The organism is Cytobacillus sp. Hm23 (genome assembly GCF_051842895.1).
Taxonomy (GTDB): Bacteria; Bacillota; Bacilli; order Bacillales; family SM2101; genus Nanhaiella.
Genome location: NZ_JBPXRQ010000072.1, coordinates 1 through 14,565 on the forward strand (window position 1 = coordinate 1; position 14,565 = coordinate 14,565).

General features: G+C 32.9%; 17 protein-coding genes and 1 pseudogene. 3 read left to right on the plus strand and 15 right to left on the minus strand.

Annotated features, from left to right (window positions below; genetic code table 11):
* Nucleotides 1–501: pseudogene (locus tag ACSVDA_RS23950) on the minus strand (RNA-guided endonuclease TnpB family protein); the annotation flags it as partial.
* Nucleotides 502–589: 88 nt separating this feature from the next.
* On the opposite strand from ACSVDA_RS23950, the gene tnpA reads away from it, so the two are divergent.
* Nucleotides 590–991, plus strand: coding sequence for an IS200/IS605 family transposase (tnpA, locus tag ACSVDA_RS23955; RefSeq protein ID WP_485886808.1), 402 nt, complete (start codon nt 590–592; stop codon nt 989–991).
* A gap of 5 nt (nt 992–996) precedes the next feature.
* On the opposite strand, the gene ACSVDA_RS23960 is transcribed toward tnpA, so the two are convergent.
* The 6 genes from ACSVDA_RS23960 to ACSVDA_RS23985 all read right to left on the minus strand — a co-directional run bounded on the left by ACSVDA_RS23960 (nt 997) and on the right by ACSVDA_RS23985 (nt 6,702).
* Complete coding sequence (locus ACSVDA_RS23960) at nt 997–1,350, minus strand: hypothetical protein (protein ID WP_485886810.1); 354 nt, start codon at nt 1,348–1,350, stop codon at nt 997–999.
* Between the two features lie 80 nt (nt 1,351–1,430).
* Entirely contained in the window at nt 1,431–1,976 is a 546-nt protein-coding gene (locus ACSVDA_RS23965; protein WP_485886812.1) for a DUF6609 family protein, read from the minus strand.
* A gap of 651 nt (nt 1,977–2,627) precedes the next feature.
* The gene (locus ACSVDA_RS23970; RefSeq protein WP_485886814.1) at nt 2,628–3,464 is read right to left on the minus strand and encodes a GNAT family N-acetyltransferase; all 837 of its coding nucleotides are present in this window, start codon (nt 3,462–3,464) and stop codon (nt 2,628–2,630) included.
* Between the two features lie 240 nt (nt 3,465–3,704).
* Nucleotides 3,705–4,151, minus strand: coding sequence for an SRPBCC family protein (locus ACSVDA_RS23975; protein WP_485886816.1), 447 nt, complete (start codon nt 4,149–4,151; stop codon nt 3,705–3,707).
* Nucleotides 4,152–4,424: 273 nt separating this feature from the next.
* Nucleotides 4,425–5,417, minus strand: a complete 993-nt coding sequence (locus tag ACSVDA_RS23980; protein ID WP_485886818.1) for a cytochrome D1 domain-containing protein — start codon at nt 5,415–5,417, stop codon at nt 4,425–4,427.
* Between the two features lie 379 nt (nt 5,418–5,796).
* Nucleotides 5,797–6,702, minus strand: a complete 906-nt coding sequence (locus tag ACSVDA_RS23985; protein WP_485886820.1) for a cytochrome D1 domain-containing protein — start codon at nt 6,700–6,702, stop codon at nt 5,797–5,799.
* 928 nt (nt 6,703–7,630) lie between these two features.
* On the opposite strand from ACSVDA_RS23985, the gene ACSVDA_RS23990 reads away from it, so the two are divergent.
* Nucleotides 7,631–7,834, plus strand: coding sequence for a hypothetical protein (locus ACSVDA_RS23990; RefSeq protein ID WP_485886822.1), 204 nt, complete (start codon nt 7,631–7,633; stop codon nt 7,832–7,834).
* A 490-nt stretch (nt 7,835–8,324) separates the two neighbouring features.
* Here ACSVDA_RS23990 and ACSVDA_RS23995 read toward each other — a convergent pair whose 3' ends face one another.
* From ACSVDA_RS23995 to ACSVDA_RS24015, 5 genes are all read right to left on the minus strand, one after another.
* Nucleotides 8,325–8,525 (minus strand): hypothetical protein, encoded by a 201-nt coding sequence (locus tag ACSVDA_RS23995; RefSeq protein WP_485886824.1) that lies wholly within the window; start codon nt 8,523–8,525, stop codon nt 8,325–8,327.
* Between the two features lie 357 nt (nt 8,526–8,882).
* A complete protein-coding gene (locus ACSVDA_RS24000) occupies nt 8,883–9,092 on the minus strand; it encodes a hypothetical protein (RefSeq protein ID WP_485886826.1) in 210 nt (69 codons plus the stop codon).
* Nucleotides 9,093–9,148: 56 nt separating this feature from the next.
* Nucleotides 9,149–9,376: a hypothetical protein gene (locus tag ACSVDA_RS24005; protein WP_485886828.1), complete on the minus strand. Its 228-nt coding sequence runs from the start codon at nt 9,374–9,376 to the stop codon at nt 9,149–9,151.
* Nucleotides 9,377–9,570: 194 nt separating this feature from the next.
* Nucleotides 9,571–9,744 carry an immunoglobulin domain-containing protein gene (locus tag ACSVDA_RS24010; RefSeq protein ID WP_485886829.1) on the minus strand — a complete coding sequence of 58 codons (174 nt, stop codon included), beginning with the start codon at nt 9,742–9,744 and terminating at the stop codon, nt 9,571–9,573.
* A 487-nt stretch (nt 9,745–10,231) separates the two neighbouring features.
* Nucleotides 10,232–11,458 carry an NADH:flavin oxidoreductase/NADH oxidase family protein gene (locus tag ACSVDA_RS24015; RefSeq protein ID WP_485886831.1) on the minus strand — a complete coding sequence of 409 codons (1,227 nt, stop codon included), beginning with the start codon at nt 11,456–11,458 and terminating at the stop codon, nt 10,232–10,234.
* A 450-nt stretch (nt 11,459–11,908) separates the two neighbouring features.
* On the opposite strand from ACSVDA_RS24015, the gene ACSVDA_RS24020 reads away from it, so the two are divergent.
* A complete protein-coding gene (locus ACSVDA_RS24020) occupies nt 11,909–12,064 on the plus strand; it encodes a hypothetical protein (RefSeq protein WP_485886833.1) in 156 nt (51 codons plus the stop codon).
* 152 nt (nt 12,065–12,216) lie between these two features.
* On the opposite strand, the gene ACSVDA_RS24025 is transcribed toward ACSVDA_RS24020, so the two are convergent.
* From ACSVDA_RS24025 to ACSVDA_RS24035, 3 genes are all read right to left on the minus strand, one after another.
* Nucleotides 12,217–12,687 carry a hypothetical protein gene (locus ACSVDA_RS24025; RefSeq protein ID WP_485886835.1) on the minus strand — a complete coding sequence of 157 codons (471 nt, stop codon included), beginning with the start codon at nt 12,685–12,687 and terminating at the stop codon, nt 12,217–12,219.
* Nucleotides 12,688–13,115: 428 nt separating this feature from the next.
* The gene (locus tag ACSVDA_RS24030; RefSeq protein ID WP_485886837.1) at nt 13,116–13,382 is read right to left on the minus strand and encodes a hypothetical protein; all 267 of its coding nucleotides are present in this window, start codon (nt 13,380–13,382) and stop codon (nt 13,116–13,118) included.
* A 553-nt stretch (nt 13,383–13,935) separates the two neighbouring features.
* A partial coding sequence (locus tag ACSVDA_RS24035; protein ID WP_485886839.1) for a nuclease/transposase family protein occupies nt 13,936–14,565 on the minus strand: 630 nt, incomplete at its 5' end.

Sequence of the window (14,565 nt, forward strand, 5' to 3'; positions counted from 1 at the left end):
TTCTACATCTATCCATACCCAATCATTTTGATGGAAAATCTTGATTTGAGCAGTGTTATCGGATGTTCTTTCGAACATATTACCACGATAAAACACAGGGAACTCTTTGTGTTCCAACTGCAATCGAGGTGGTTTTTGGGTGAATTTCTTTCCCTCCAAAAAAGATTGTGCCCGTTCTAGCTCCCAATTTTGATAATTAGAACGAAGACTCTTCACTTTTCCAAATGCAGTCGCAATAGCTGCTCTTCTAAAATACGAAGGAAATTTATAAAAACGCGAATTGAATTCTCGGTATTTTGGAAGAGGGTTTGATTTTGTCGTATGAATTAACTTCTCAACAGCTGGAACAATCGATTTCATATTAATGTCATCAACATTAGCAAACTCTTTGTCTATTACATTAATAATGAAAGATAAAGCCTTATTGTAAATATCAACCGTTGCATCGAAAATGCGAGACTGATTGATAACTTTACATCTAAGTGTTTTAGCTATTTTCATTTTCAAACCCTCCTTCCGAAAAAATCTATAATATGATATTTTAATCATATCACTCAAACATTTAGTTGTATATTAAAAGGGGATTGAAATGATTAATTATAACAATAATAGACATGCATATTATAAGTTAACTTATCATTTAGTTGTAGTTACAAAATACAGACATAAATGTATATCAGAAGATATAATGAAACGATTAAAAGAAATTACCGAGTCCTTGTTTGAAAAATGGAATTGCGAGATTATTGAAATGAACGGAGAAGAGGACCACATTCATATTTTATTTGATGCTCCACCACAAATAAACTTGGCTAATACGATAAATAGCTATAAAACTGTAACATCAAGATATATAAGAAAAGAGTTCCAAAAGGAACTTTCGAAATACTATTGGAAACCTTATTTTTGGAACCGTAGTTATATGGTTTTAACTACAGGAGGAGCTACCATTGACATAATAAAAAAATACATTGAAGAACAAGGTGAATGAAGACCTTAGCGACTAACCCCCACTAATCGTATAAGAGAAACTATTTCTCTAGACAAATTCTCCTCTTTGGATGCAAATTCTAAACACCAATATAAATAAGGAATTGCTCTCTTTGGTTCTCCGTAAATCCTCAGAAAATTTCCCAATACTCCGTTCAGATAATATTTATCTTCAACGCTTATTTTCGGATCTTGTACGGCATCTTCTATTTCATTAATCACTTCTAAGACCTTAATAGGAGAAGAAGTTTTCTCTCGTAAAAATTGGCTCTCATCAAAATATAGAGTATTAGTTACTAAGTTAATTTTTTCTTTTAGATCATGAATAGAGATAATTTCCACCTCGGTTTCTTTATCCATAAAAATGTTTGCTGAACGCTACAAATTGCAAAAGGCAACCTAGTTAATTTGTAACTTTCTATATATCAGTCTTGAGCGTTCTAGTGTCCCATAGGAACTTCATGGGAAACAAGCCTCTTATTGAACAGTATCACACCAATAATTAATTTTAAAAGTCCATCAATAACGGCAAATACCAGAAATGGCACATCTATAATTAATAAACCAAGAATTCCGTTTAAAATTGTGAAGCTACCTAGAAGGATCATCATTTTACCTTGAGAAAAGTAAAAACCGAAGAAGTGAATGCCCACTGCAATAAATATACTTAACCAAAACAACCTTAAATTATCGAAGCCGATGATAAACCCACAGGCTGTACATAATAATACATTAAACAGAGTAAATAAATTATCCATTCTATTCTGAAATTTTGTATTTTCACCATATGCCAATTTGTTGTTAACAAATGGGAAACCAAGAATAGCTATGAAGCCAATTAAGTACCCTATTCCTAAAGTGAGAGGTTGTATTAATAATTCTCCCCCAACAAGAGCTGAAAAAATAATTATGACACCGACGTAGATTAACCACACTCCACCAGTTCTTTGTGTAGGGTACTTCAAAACCTCATCTTTATTTGTCACTTCAATCCCCCTCCCAAAATAATGTTAATTAGAAGAATGAAGAACATACTTCTAATTAACTAATCCTATATACTTTTAAACTTCATTGTAAAATAAGCATTTACAATATTACCTTGAAAACCATTCCTTCATCTTTTGTTAAATTAAATACCTTGTTCTTACTTATTAACTACGTTCATTCCTTGACTAAAAGTCATCAGAATGATCACTAAGCTTGTAATAGCTTTAAATATTACCCTAAAATATAAGATGCAATAGACGCAAGTTGAGATTATTTGTTAAGAATTTTCTCTCCTCAAATTATACTTTCCACTAAATATTGGATTATCCTCTAAATAAAAATATAAGACTTTCCCATAAAAATCGCAGACAAACAAAAAGGACTGAATTCAGCCCTTAGAAATCTCAATAATCATTGAGTATCATTTTTTCTTTTTTTATATAATGTTCTTACTCTATTTACATCTATTTGCTGCATGTAGGGCCTTTGCAAATCCACTGCATTTTTGGATTTTATTTCAAAATACCTGTATTATTTATCCAATCCTTCATGGGTTCTTGCAATGAATCCTATCCATTGTAATATTGGAGTGATATTTTATCGTTAATCTCATTATGATCTTCTTTGTTATTATTGAAATAAAACTTTACTTACTTTTCTTGTAGTTTTTCATAGTAGTCTTGAACGCTATACGAAACAAATCCACAATCTGTATACAACTTCAAAGCATTTTGATTCGATGTTTCTACATCTAAATAAATCCTATATCCTTTTTCTTGCTCCCTTAACACTGTATTTATTAATGCTTTCCTACCAATGCCCCTTCCTTGATGTACTGGCAATATTGCAAATCCATATATCCAAGATTCTTCGTTGGAGCGATCTATTGTGATTTTCCCAACCGTTTGTCCAACATAATCAATCATATAAAAAGATCTCGTTTCTTCTTCCTTAATTCTTTTATTAAAGTCTATTGCATCTTCTCGTTCAAAATTAAAGCACTGCACATCTAATTCAACTTCAAGTTGTTGGTCTTCTTTACTTGCTTTTCGAATCACTACATCTGGTGAAAATGATAATGAAGTTTCTTTATACTTCATTAGATACTCTGAAAAGCTATGAGTATATCGGTTCTTGTTCAAAAAATGTTTTGCAGAAATGGACGCAGCAGGAGCATTGAGTAAAATACTAGAGAATCCCTCCTTATTACATTCTGTTAAAGCTTCTTGTAATAGGATTGAGAAAATCCCCTTTCTTCTATATTTGGGATGAACCATTCCACAGATCTCTATCTTAGTACCAAACCAGTACACTCCTAAAAACCCTACTAGCTTTCCATCCTCCTCATGAAAGAAAGCTCTTTTCTCTTGGGAGTTTCGTGCTCTTAATATTAATACATCCCAATTTAATTTCAATGATATTTGCTCTTCCTTTTCACATATTTCTTGTAGTTCTTTAATTTGATTTAACACCTGATCAGTAAGCAATGTGAGTCTCTCCTTCCCCTTCTCTGCTAATTTTATAATAATTTCAACAAATATACACTTAATCCTGTTTAAAACTTATACTACAATTAAAGCAGATTATAATGAAGGAACTTCAATAGTACTTGTGTTCATGGTTCATCATAAATAAATTTATTTTCCTATATCTTTTTTCACAGCTAGTATTAAACTAAGGAGTTAAACAAAATGGACACAATGTGTAGTTTTTCGTCTTGATTATTACTATTCCAAAACATTTTTAAGATTTAATAAACCCTGTGTTGCACGTCTTTGCATAATACCTTTTATAAAGGGTAGTACAAACGTCTTAATTAAAAGTCCTTTATTTCTACTTTCCATTCTCCAGATAACGTGAGTAACCATGTTTTCTTTTTCTGAAAGCAAAACAGTCATTCTAGGAAAGATTGGATTTAAATCTCCTTCAGTAACAAACCTTTTATTCTTTTCAAATTCCTTAACTTCGATGGAAATATCAACTTTTCCTTTTAATGGCATTTTAACTGTTTCAAGAAAAACCTTTCCAACTTCTCCAACGGCCTTATCAGTACTCGGCCTAACTTTAATTACCTTGGGAAACCATTGATCAAAATTCTCCATATTAGTTATATATAGAAATACATCGCCAATATTTTTATTAATGTCTATTTTACTCTCTGCAAGTTGGAACATTTGAACTCCTCCATTCCTCGCTTTTTTCCAATAACAACACCAATATATATGTTTATGAATATAAATATACCTTTTTATTTATAGAATATTAATGTCGTAGATTATTTATATCATTAAAAGAAAGGCTATGTACTATCACATATAAAGTGAATATTTATGAGTATATTATTATTTTCATCCACATTTTTTTAACAATATCCACAAAAAAACACCTTACACAGGTGTTTTTCTTATATATTAAAGTCATTAAAAATACTTATTTTAATAGAACTATCACTGTGAAATAAATGCGATAGTAATAGGATTCGCTACAGGCACTGTTGCGATTACAGAATGTGTCTTTACATCAATAACCGAGACAGTTTCCTCTGCAGCATTTCCAACATACGCTAATTTCCCATCGGGTGTAAATTCGACAAAACGTGAACTGTTACCTACCTGAACTGTTGCAATCAAAGATTGTGTTTTGACATCAATGACTGTTACTGCATTTCCATTTGTTATATATGCTAATTTCCCATCTGGAGAAAAGACTGGTCTATCAAACGGACTATTACCTATTTGTAGAGTACCAGTAATAACATTTGTTTTTGTATCTAGTACAAAAATGTTATTGAAGTCTGTGACATAAGCTGTTTTTCCATTTGGTGTAATATCTAAAAAACGTGGTCTTTCTGATAAAGTAACAGTTGCTATAATAGAAAACGTTTCACCATTAACGACTACCAAGTTGGGTGAATCTCTATTAAGGACATAGGCAAGTTTGCCCCCATCAGTAAATTTTATATCTATAGGAACAATTCCAGTAGTTATTGTGGCTATTAATGTATGGGTTTTTGTGTCTAATACCGACACAGTTCCATCTTCACTATTTAAAACATAAACACGCTTTCCAATGGCAAATATACTCTTACGGCCACTATCACTTACTGTCACAGTTGCAATTACTGTTTGCGTCTTCGTATCAATTACAAAAACGGAGGTAGGCGGATTCGTAACGTAGACAAACTCACCATCTGGTGTAATCGTAATATCATCCGAACTAATTCCAGTTGCAATATTAGCTATTACTTGTGCTGTCTTTGTATCTATAACGAATACTCCACTACCTGTGGTAAGTACATAAGCTGATTTTCCATCTGGTGTAATGACAATACCTCTCGGATTCGTACCAACGTCGGCTGTTGCAATTACGGAATGAGTCTTCGTATCAATGACAGTAACCGTTCCAACTCCAGGTCCGTTCACAACGTAAGCAAGTACCATAGTATCGACCTCCTTTTAATCCGCTTAAAACAGTGTATGCTCCTTACTATCCATAAATGTTTTCACAGTAAAAGTCTTGTTTTACCTTAGATCTATAAACATATTTTCTTAAGGTTGATATTTACGCTATTACCCTTACAATCCTCCATCCACCAGAGATACTTCCCTACTACTCCCTTCACCTACACATATTCATTTTTCTATAATACAAAATGAATATTAATAAGGTGAGAGGTATTTTTATCCACATGTTATTAACAATATCCACAATAAAAAACACCAAAGTAGGATGCTTACATTTGTATACTCACTTTTATATCTTGTATAAAGATACTTCTTTAATTGTGATTACCGTAAATAAGAGATAATTCTGCCATACTTAAGGTATGAATGATATTGCTAATGGATTCACACCAACAGGTACTGTAGCGATTATAGAATGGGTATTCACGGTAATAACTGACACAGTCCCATCAATATTTCCAACGTAAGCGAGTTTTCCGTCTGGTGTAAAAGCTACAAACAACTGTCCATCCACTAATTGAACGGTCGCTATAATTGAATGGGTTTTAGTATCAATGACCGTTACGGTACTACCGCCTAAGGTGGCTACATACACTATTTTTCCATCTGGAGTGAAGGCCGCCATGCTAATTGGTTGATTTCCTTGAGCACCTACCAAAATTGTTGCAATCACGGCATGTGTTTTTGTTTCAATTACTGAGACAGAACCTTGTCCAGCATGAGTCAATACATAAACTAATTTTCCGTCTGGAGAAATAGTAATAAAAAATGGATCAACCCTTAACATCACTGTAGCTATAACGACATGTGTTTTTGTATCAACTATAGACAAATTACGAAGGTTGAAGCTGGAGACATAAGCAAGTTTCCCTTCCGGAGTAGAAGCGACATCACGTGGATTATTACTGACAGATATTGTAGCAATAATAGAATGTGTCTTTGTATCTATAACTGACACAACACTAGATAGAGTATTCGCGACATAAGCAATTTTTCCATCTGGAGTAATTGCAACCTCCATTGGTTGAATACCTACAGGTACAGTAGCAATCACAACATGAGTTTTCGTATCAATAACTGAAACAGTGGAGGCTGCTTGTTTACTCCCAAAATTAACTACATAAGCCACCTTCCCATCAGGAGTAGTTGCAATAGCTCTTAGTCTAAACCCAACAGCCACAGTTGCAATTAACTTATGCGTACTTGAATTTATGACGGATACTGTATTTTCTCCCTCGTTAGTCACATAAGCCAGTACCATTATTGTAGAGACCTCCTTATATTCGTTTGATAAAGTGTATGAGACAGAGTATCTTTAAATGATTTCATGATAAAAGTCGTGTATTATCTTAAATTGATAGTCATGTTGGTTGATATTTACTCTATTACGGTTGCTATCATCCAGCCACACACCAGAGTATGTACTATTCCTTATAACCTTAATTACTCCGTTGCTGAATGGGGATACCTTAATATCATTCAGGTGTATTTGAATCTGTAATATCCCATCATGTTTTGTACATTATACATCCTCCTTATATATGAAACTCTGCTTTACAGTCCTTTTCAACAAATCTATACCTTACCCCAAATTACTAAGCCATTAGATCCTAGTATTATACTTCTTGGAGGATTTTCCATAGAATGAAATTGATACAGTGTACATATTAACCCCAAATAATACAGCCTGTGACCATCCACCACTAGGATGTCATATGTATCATCTATCCGTCTTGGATAATGGAACAGGGAGTTTAGTAGTAAATTCTAATTGCCGATGCATTACCTTTCCGAAAGGCAATAAAAATAAATAAGTTTCTGTAGAAATCCATGCAATAATCAAAAAATCCCTACTCATTAAGTAAAGGATTTTTGCTTCAAGAATGTCAATTCAAAGGTACAGTATATTATGTTTTTCCTCACTAAATGATGATCAAAATTTATAATAGTATCACAATATCCATTGTGTTTATTAGACAAATGAACTTAAACTGTAATTGTTCAAATACAACAATAAAATACTTCTTTTATTGTGTTTACAGGAAAGGCAGCAATTATGACTGGATTTTATTGCGGTATAAATTTAACAACCTCAAGATCGTTGGGTTACTAGTGCCATTTGTATTGACATACATAAAAAATAAAAACCACACGGAGAAGTTTAATAGTGTGTTAGAATATGCTGAAGATTGCAGTTACATTTGCAAAAACAGTATTATGATAAATACTCAGGTGAAACAAAGTATAAGCATGCTGCTAATTGGTTATCTCAAAGAGCGAGTCAAATTGGTCTTAAATTAAGTGAAGAAGAAGTTAGAGGTAAGGCTACACTTAAAAATATTAAGATGGAATATGAGCATGCCTGGAAAAAAGAAAGTGTAGCTGCGGAATAAATAAAAGGATCAATACAACGCTTTTTGTATTTTTATATATATAAAGTATGATCCACTAACAAATAACATAATATTTCCATATATAAGTAAATGAAATCATTGTAGAAAGGGTGTGAAAAAAATACTGAGCCTAATTAGATTATTTGGATTCATTTGGGAAAATTAATGATTAATTTAGTGTTGGTACAGAATTTATAAGATTTAATGCCTATTGTCACTATATATGCACAAAAACTACCAAAGACAGTTACAGTCTCTTTACTTCTTTTAATATTGCAGGCACCCAGACACGGGTGCTTGTACAAGTTGGTTTAGAACTTTCTCAGACATTCATTTATGTACTAAATATAGCTAAATGGGGTCTCCCAACATTTCGGAAATTTTGTAACTTAAGCAGATTTCAATATAAAAACAGTAGAGTTTCTGTATTCTAAGAAACCCTACTATTCGATTTAATAGGAGTAACCTACCCCTTTATTTCTGGTATTTGTCAGCCACCCTCTATACAAGTGGCAGTCGAACTTCCGACAACAGAATTCAGTTCTTTAAGCAGTGAATGTAAGAGTTCATTCTTTACTAAGATTTCTAATGATTGAGTTGTTATTGGTACATTATTCTTATTGAAAACAACTTCTGTTTCTTTCCAAATATCAACAATTCCTTGGGGAGACATATTAGATTGTATAACCATTTCACTTCTCCTTCTACTGGTGTGTAGCAACATCGAAAAGTATTAGTCATATAAACGTTCGTTTTAGGTGCTTTTTATACTTAACTAGATTATATACTAATTAAGACAAACATAAAGCACCCAAACCATCCGAAATATAAGTACCAAAGTAAAAGATCATTACATTTTCTGAGAATTACTTTACGCGCAAAACTTTTAAAATTAAAATGTTGTCTGTCCACTTTTTTTATATAGCAACAATAAAGACTGAATTTCTTCAGCCTTAGTATACACAAGATCCTTGAGTTTCATAAAGTTAACTTATTTCTATACCAATTCTTGTCGTATTTTCTCCAAGTCTTAATATATCTTTCAGAATTAAGATTCACTTTCCTTATCAACCTTTTGATTTGAATAACTTTTACCTATACTTATTAAAGTTAAAACTAAAATCGCCATTCCTCCAATTAAAAAAAATAAAGATAATGCCATCCGATCTTCTTGCCACCTAGTATAAGCTTGAAGAAAGGATATAATAATTACGGAAAAATGGGAAAAAATTTTTATTTTTGATACATTATTTAACACTTTGATTCTCTCCATTTTGATACTTTTTGAGCTAATTTAAAACTAATAGTAAATAATCACTTTTGACTAGTAAGTTTTTTATCTTCGTTCATATCTATCTTCCAAGCAAGTATTCGTAAATAAATTCCCCCACATATTGGTCCTATGACTCCTATAAATGCTAATATACTTACTTCTTGTACTGTTGAATGCTTAACTATAGTAATAAATATGAATAACCCTAAAGTAAATAATACTAATGATGATTTCTTTAACTCTTTAGGTGTCATGATTTGTTTCTTCATTTCAATGGTCCTACTTTTAAATATGGTATTTGGAAAAATATCCATTTACTACTATACTATAATATTCCTTTTCTACAAAACAATAATGATAATTGATGACTAATAACCACAATGTCCATAGGGTTGATAAAATTTAAAAAATCCCACTCCTTTATACCGAAATGGGATTTGCTGAAGTGCTAATTAAGTAATGTCTAGGTATAGAAAATAGTACCTGAATCTGCTACAACCTTTGCCTTTCCTTGAATCTTATAGTCACCAGTATGGTGAAAGGCTAATGTTTCCCCTAAAGCAACTTGAATAGGTTCTTGGGCTGAAGTGACAACTACACAATTTTCGTCTAAGGCTGTAATATATGTTAATCTCAACATAATACCCTCCTTCAATTGTACTTTACTTCTCATCCTAAATTATGGAATAAAACAATAGAATAGAACCTTAAAATTGGGTATATTTCGCATGATTACAGCGCATTATTTTTCACATCATGTGCCAAGCTTGAAGCACTCTCTATGCGTGCTTATTTATGATGCTTTAATGGCCTCAAGGGAAATTATCTTTTCTTTTATGTACTAGAAATATAGTTAAATGCAAAAAAGCCTTTACTCAAGTAGCAAGCAATAATTCTCTATTACCTTAATCGTATTATGTTTTTGGATGCCAGCTTAATACTCCTTTTTCCTGCAACGATGTAGAGTATCGTACACAATGGCTAACGATTTAATTTAGGACATTCTATTATCTCCCCCATGCGGCATAAATAAATGACTTGTTCGAGCTTAAACGAAAATGAATTTCTAAATAACTTTAAACACAAGAACCATTACTCTGAAATAAATAGAGATGGTGTTGTGTTTATTTAGCACTTTTGCGCTGTAAAGCTTCTTTGCCTCTTTTCAAAGCAGCGTGAAGTAGAGATATCCAAACAGGACGATTAGGCTTTATCTTTTTCCCATTGCCTAACATTTCCATTTGTTGTGAATACCACATCACATCAAACGGCATCTTATTATCGATGCTCCTCACCCCAATTTTTTTTTCTGATAACTTCACTTCTTGAAGACTATTTTGTGCTATTAAATTCGGTAAATCTGGATAAACAGCTAGTGGCCGAGCAATTCCTATAAAATCAGTTGCATTAGAATGAATCGCGTTTTCCATCCCTTTCTTTGATCTAAATCCACCTGTAACACATAATGGCATATGTACTGTTTTTCTTAGCTTTTCTGCAAAATCAAGAAAATACGCCTCTCTAACTTTTGTACTCTCCTTCACATTTCTTCCTGTCATTTGAGGATTTTCATATGAGCCTCCTGAAATCTCTAATAAATCTACTCTTTCTTTTTCTAATTGTTTAGCGACATACATCGCTTCTTCCTCCGTAAAGCCTGCTTTCATAAAATCAGCAGAATTCATCTTCACACTTATCGGAAACGATCCAGTTTGATTTCGTATTTCTCTATATATTTCTATCAAAAATTTCATTCTACCATCTATATCTCCTCCCCATTCATCATTACGTTGATTATGTCTTGGAGATAGAAATTGACTAATAAGGTATCCGTGTGCTCCGTGAATTTGCACACCAGTAAACCCTGCTTTTTTTGCCAGTTTTGCACTATTGCCAAACCTTCGGATTAAATCAGAAATTTCTGAGCTTGTTATTTCTCGGGGATGAGGAAAAAATTTCCTTATACTTTCGTGCAAAGGAATCGCTGATGGAGCAACAGCTTCTTTAACGATACCCTTAGGAGCTTGTTTACCAGGATGATTCAATTGCATCCATAAATGTGTATCATTAATTGTTCCTCTCTCTGCCCATTTCTCTAAAAAAGGGAGAATACCCTCATCCTCTACAACGATATTTCTAGATTCACCTAGTGCTTTTTTGTCCACCATTACATTACCAGTAACGACTATACCTGTACCACCTGCAGCCCATCTTTCATATAGATGATAAATTGCTTCTGTAGGCTGATGGTGTTTATTTGCTTGTGCTTCACTCATTGCCCCTTTGAAAAATCGATTTTTTATTTTAGTTCCATTTTTTAATGTAAATTCTTTGAAAAGAACTGATTCCACTTATGTCACTCCTTAATATTTATTGTACTATACTATGTATGCAAAAACGTTCTAACCATCCTAACGATGCGAGCGTGATAATTAGATGATGAAAGGATAACACCTGTTATTTGCATTACCAAAAGTTATACCTGTCTCATAAAAAGGTATACCAAAGAATAGTCTTAGAACAAATGGCTCTTGATTTACGAAGAAACTAACTCAGCGTATCTATGGTAAGTGCTGAATTACTAACAAAATCTCTATCATTTGACGTGTAAAGTGTTTTGCAAATGTGATGAGTTTCATAAATAGTTGTTGATAATTAACAATACTCTAAGTTTGTGTATTCCCTATCTAGTGATACTGCATAACAAGACTTCAATTTCTTTATAATGATATCATTTTTTTCGAAGGTTTCTTCAAAATTACACCACCTTTTGACATGTAAATTACTAGTAGGGGATGCATATGAAGAAAGCGAGGAGATATACACGAGCAGGAGTAATAGATGGTTTCAAATTATACGAGTTAAATAATTATGATGAGATTTGGATTGTTAAGGGAATCCTTTATCGGATAGATGGTAAAGCTGAAATGCACATTATTGGTCAGAGGCAAGTTTGATTTCTGAGGGTTACCCTACATGTTTAATTAGTTTTTATGTGGTCAATAATTAGTATGATTATTCATATTTATTTCTCCTTTTCATTTACCCTAGATTATTATAACCTAGGGCTTTTTTTCTTTATTCTGTCTAAGATACACTGAACCAAATATTAATTAAGCAATAAAGCATTCATTGACCTACTATTTACAAACGCTCCAGCCACACCTCCTTGTGTTTCAACAACAGAAGCCATTAGCACAAGATCTCCTGATACACAGGGCACTGCAATTGTAAAGTTTGGGTTTGTGTTATGTTCTACATCAAACCGAACAGGTTGTTGTACTCCACTTACAGTGTCCAATAATAAAGGAGAAGCTGGTGAATAGTTTACTTCAGCTGATTCAGCCATTACTTGATAAGCTATTTCATATTTGTATGGTAAATTTTCTTGTTCTACATTATTTTCCAAACCTACTACAAAAAAATTTGACTGAAAAAAACCATCAAGTTTTACCTGTCTTCCATATAAAGCTTTCGGTACTTTTAATCTTAGTATCTCTACTCTAGCTCCATCTAATGGTAGTTCTACGGGTCTATCTTCTTGAGCAGAGATAAAAACCGTAGTATGGTTTTTAGTCATTACTTCACCTCCTTTGTCTCTCCAAAGTACCAATATCCAATTTGAATATTATTTTTCATTGGAAATTGTCTCAGAATATAGTATTCATAAAAATAAACAATGCTTGGATTAACTTCATAGATAATAAATGGAAAAAATACTCTCAGATAATATACTTTTTTATACCATATATAATCTAGTAAGATGAAAAAAGATGATTTCATTTTGAGGTGGTAATATGACAGCTAACCCTGAGAAGACTTAAATATAGTATAAGACTGCAAAGAATTCCCCGGCAAAGCTAGTGACTCAACTAGTTTTGTCGGGGAATTCTGTAAAGGATTATATTTTCATACGTGAGTGTAATATATGTGAAATGAAGAAGAGCTATAGCCTTGCTATTTAGTAGGGCTATATAGAATTATGTTTAAGGTTGAAATTCAACTATGTTATAATCCTCTATTCTTATTAAACCGTTCTTCAATATTCCATTCGGCATGCATTCCGCCTAAACCTGAGAAATGAATAGTCGCATCATTTGATTGTAAAAATGCGAGTAGTTTTTTTCCCAGTAGAAATTGCCAAGAGTTACTTTGAACAATATCTAAAATTTCTCTTGCATCTTCAGGTTCCTTATTAAAAAACACATCATAGTTATTAAAAACCAAGACAATTCCATTATCTTCTGGCACCATTTCTGATAAACAGTAGGGCATTTAAATTTCCCCCATAATAGTCTGGGAAGTCTAAAGTATATGCAAGTTCATTGTGATAGTTGTTAGAATCCCAATTTGAACAGTCAAAAGTATATATTTCGAATCCTTCACGCGATATATCTGATATGTATTTATCTAGTATTTCATTCCTCCAAAATAACTTAACAGATCCAGTTTGTATATTGGTTGTAATCACATTATGTAAAAATGGTCTCTTACGTTTAGAATATAACCATATGGTGAACCTCTCCAACTAATTGTTGTACAATTTGATGGAGCATCCCTTGTCTTAAATAGAGTACAAAACAAGCTATTAAGCCACCTTCGGTGACTCTAATGCCAAGTTAAGACTAATTAATGAAGACAAGTTTTGTTCTGTTCTTTTTGCCAATTCAGGAACTTTTGCCTGAAGGGACAACCATTTCTTTTCAGGAATGGATTTTTGGATTCCTCGAATAAAATATCGAGCTCCGATATTGTAAGAAGCTGATAAATCCGCATGATAAACTTTGCCCGTCGAGAACGTGGCAAGGTCTTTTTTAGGGTTTCTCTCTTATTCTCCCGAACCATCAAAAGCTAAGGCACTTGTATTTCTAGCGTTAATTCTAGAAATACGCATTCCGAGGTAATGAGCTGCTTGAGTGACTTTGTTTTGAATCCCTTTTTTTCTCCAATAATGAAGCTTGAAACGAAGTTTCTTTGCACCGTAGTAACCCTTTGGGGTTTTCATTTTATCCAGGTACTCAAAAACAATTACATCGCAATTATGCTCGCGAGCGAACTTCACGATTTCGTAAGAAGTATTGTTTACAATGTGTTTTTGAATTCCATTGATTCTACGCCAAAAGTTCTGAGCAGATATCCAACCGGAAATCGCTTGTGCTTTGCGTAATTTGTTCGTCATTGTATACAATCGGTCTTTTTCTTTTGACTGGTTAATAAACTTTCGATCCAAGACAGTTCCGGTTGAATCCATAACTGAACAAACCGCAGAGTTTGTGATTCCAAGGTCTATGGCACAAATCTTTTGGTCTTTTAATTTTGTTTTAGTTAATGTTACTTTATGTTCGTATGTAAAATTGAGAAAGTACTTTTTCCCAACCTTAACAAGCTTAGGACTAGATTCTTTCCACTCCCAAACGCCACGTTTATGTAAATCCTGCTCTTTGAATTCTACATCTAG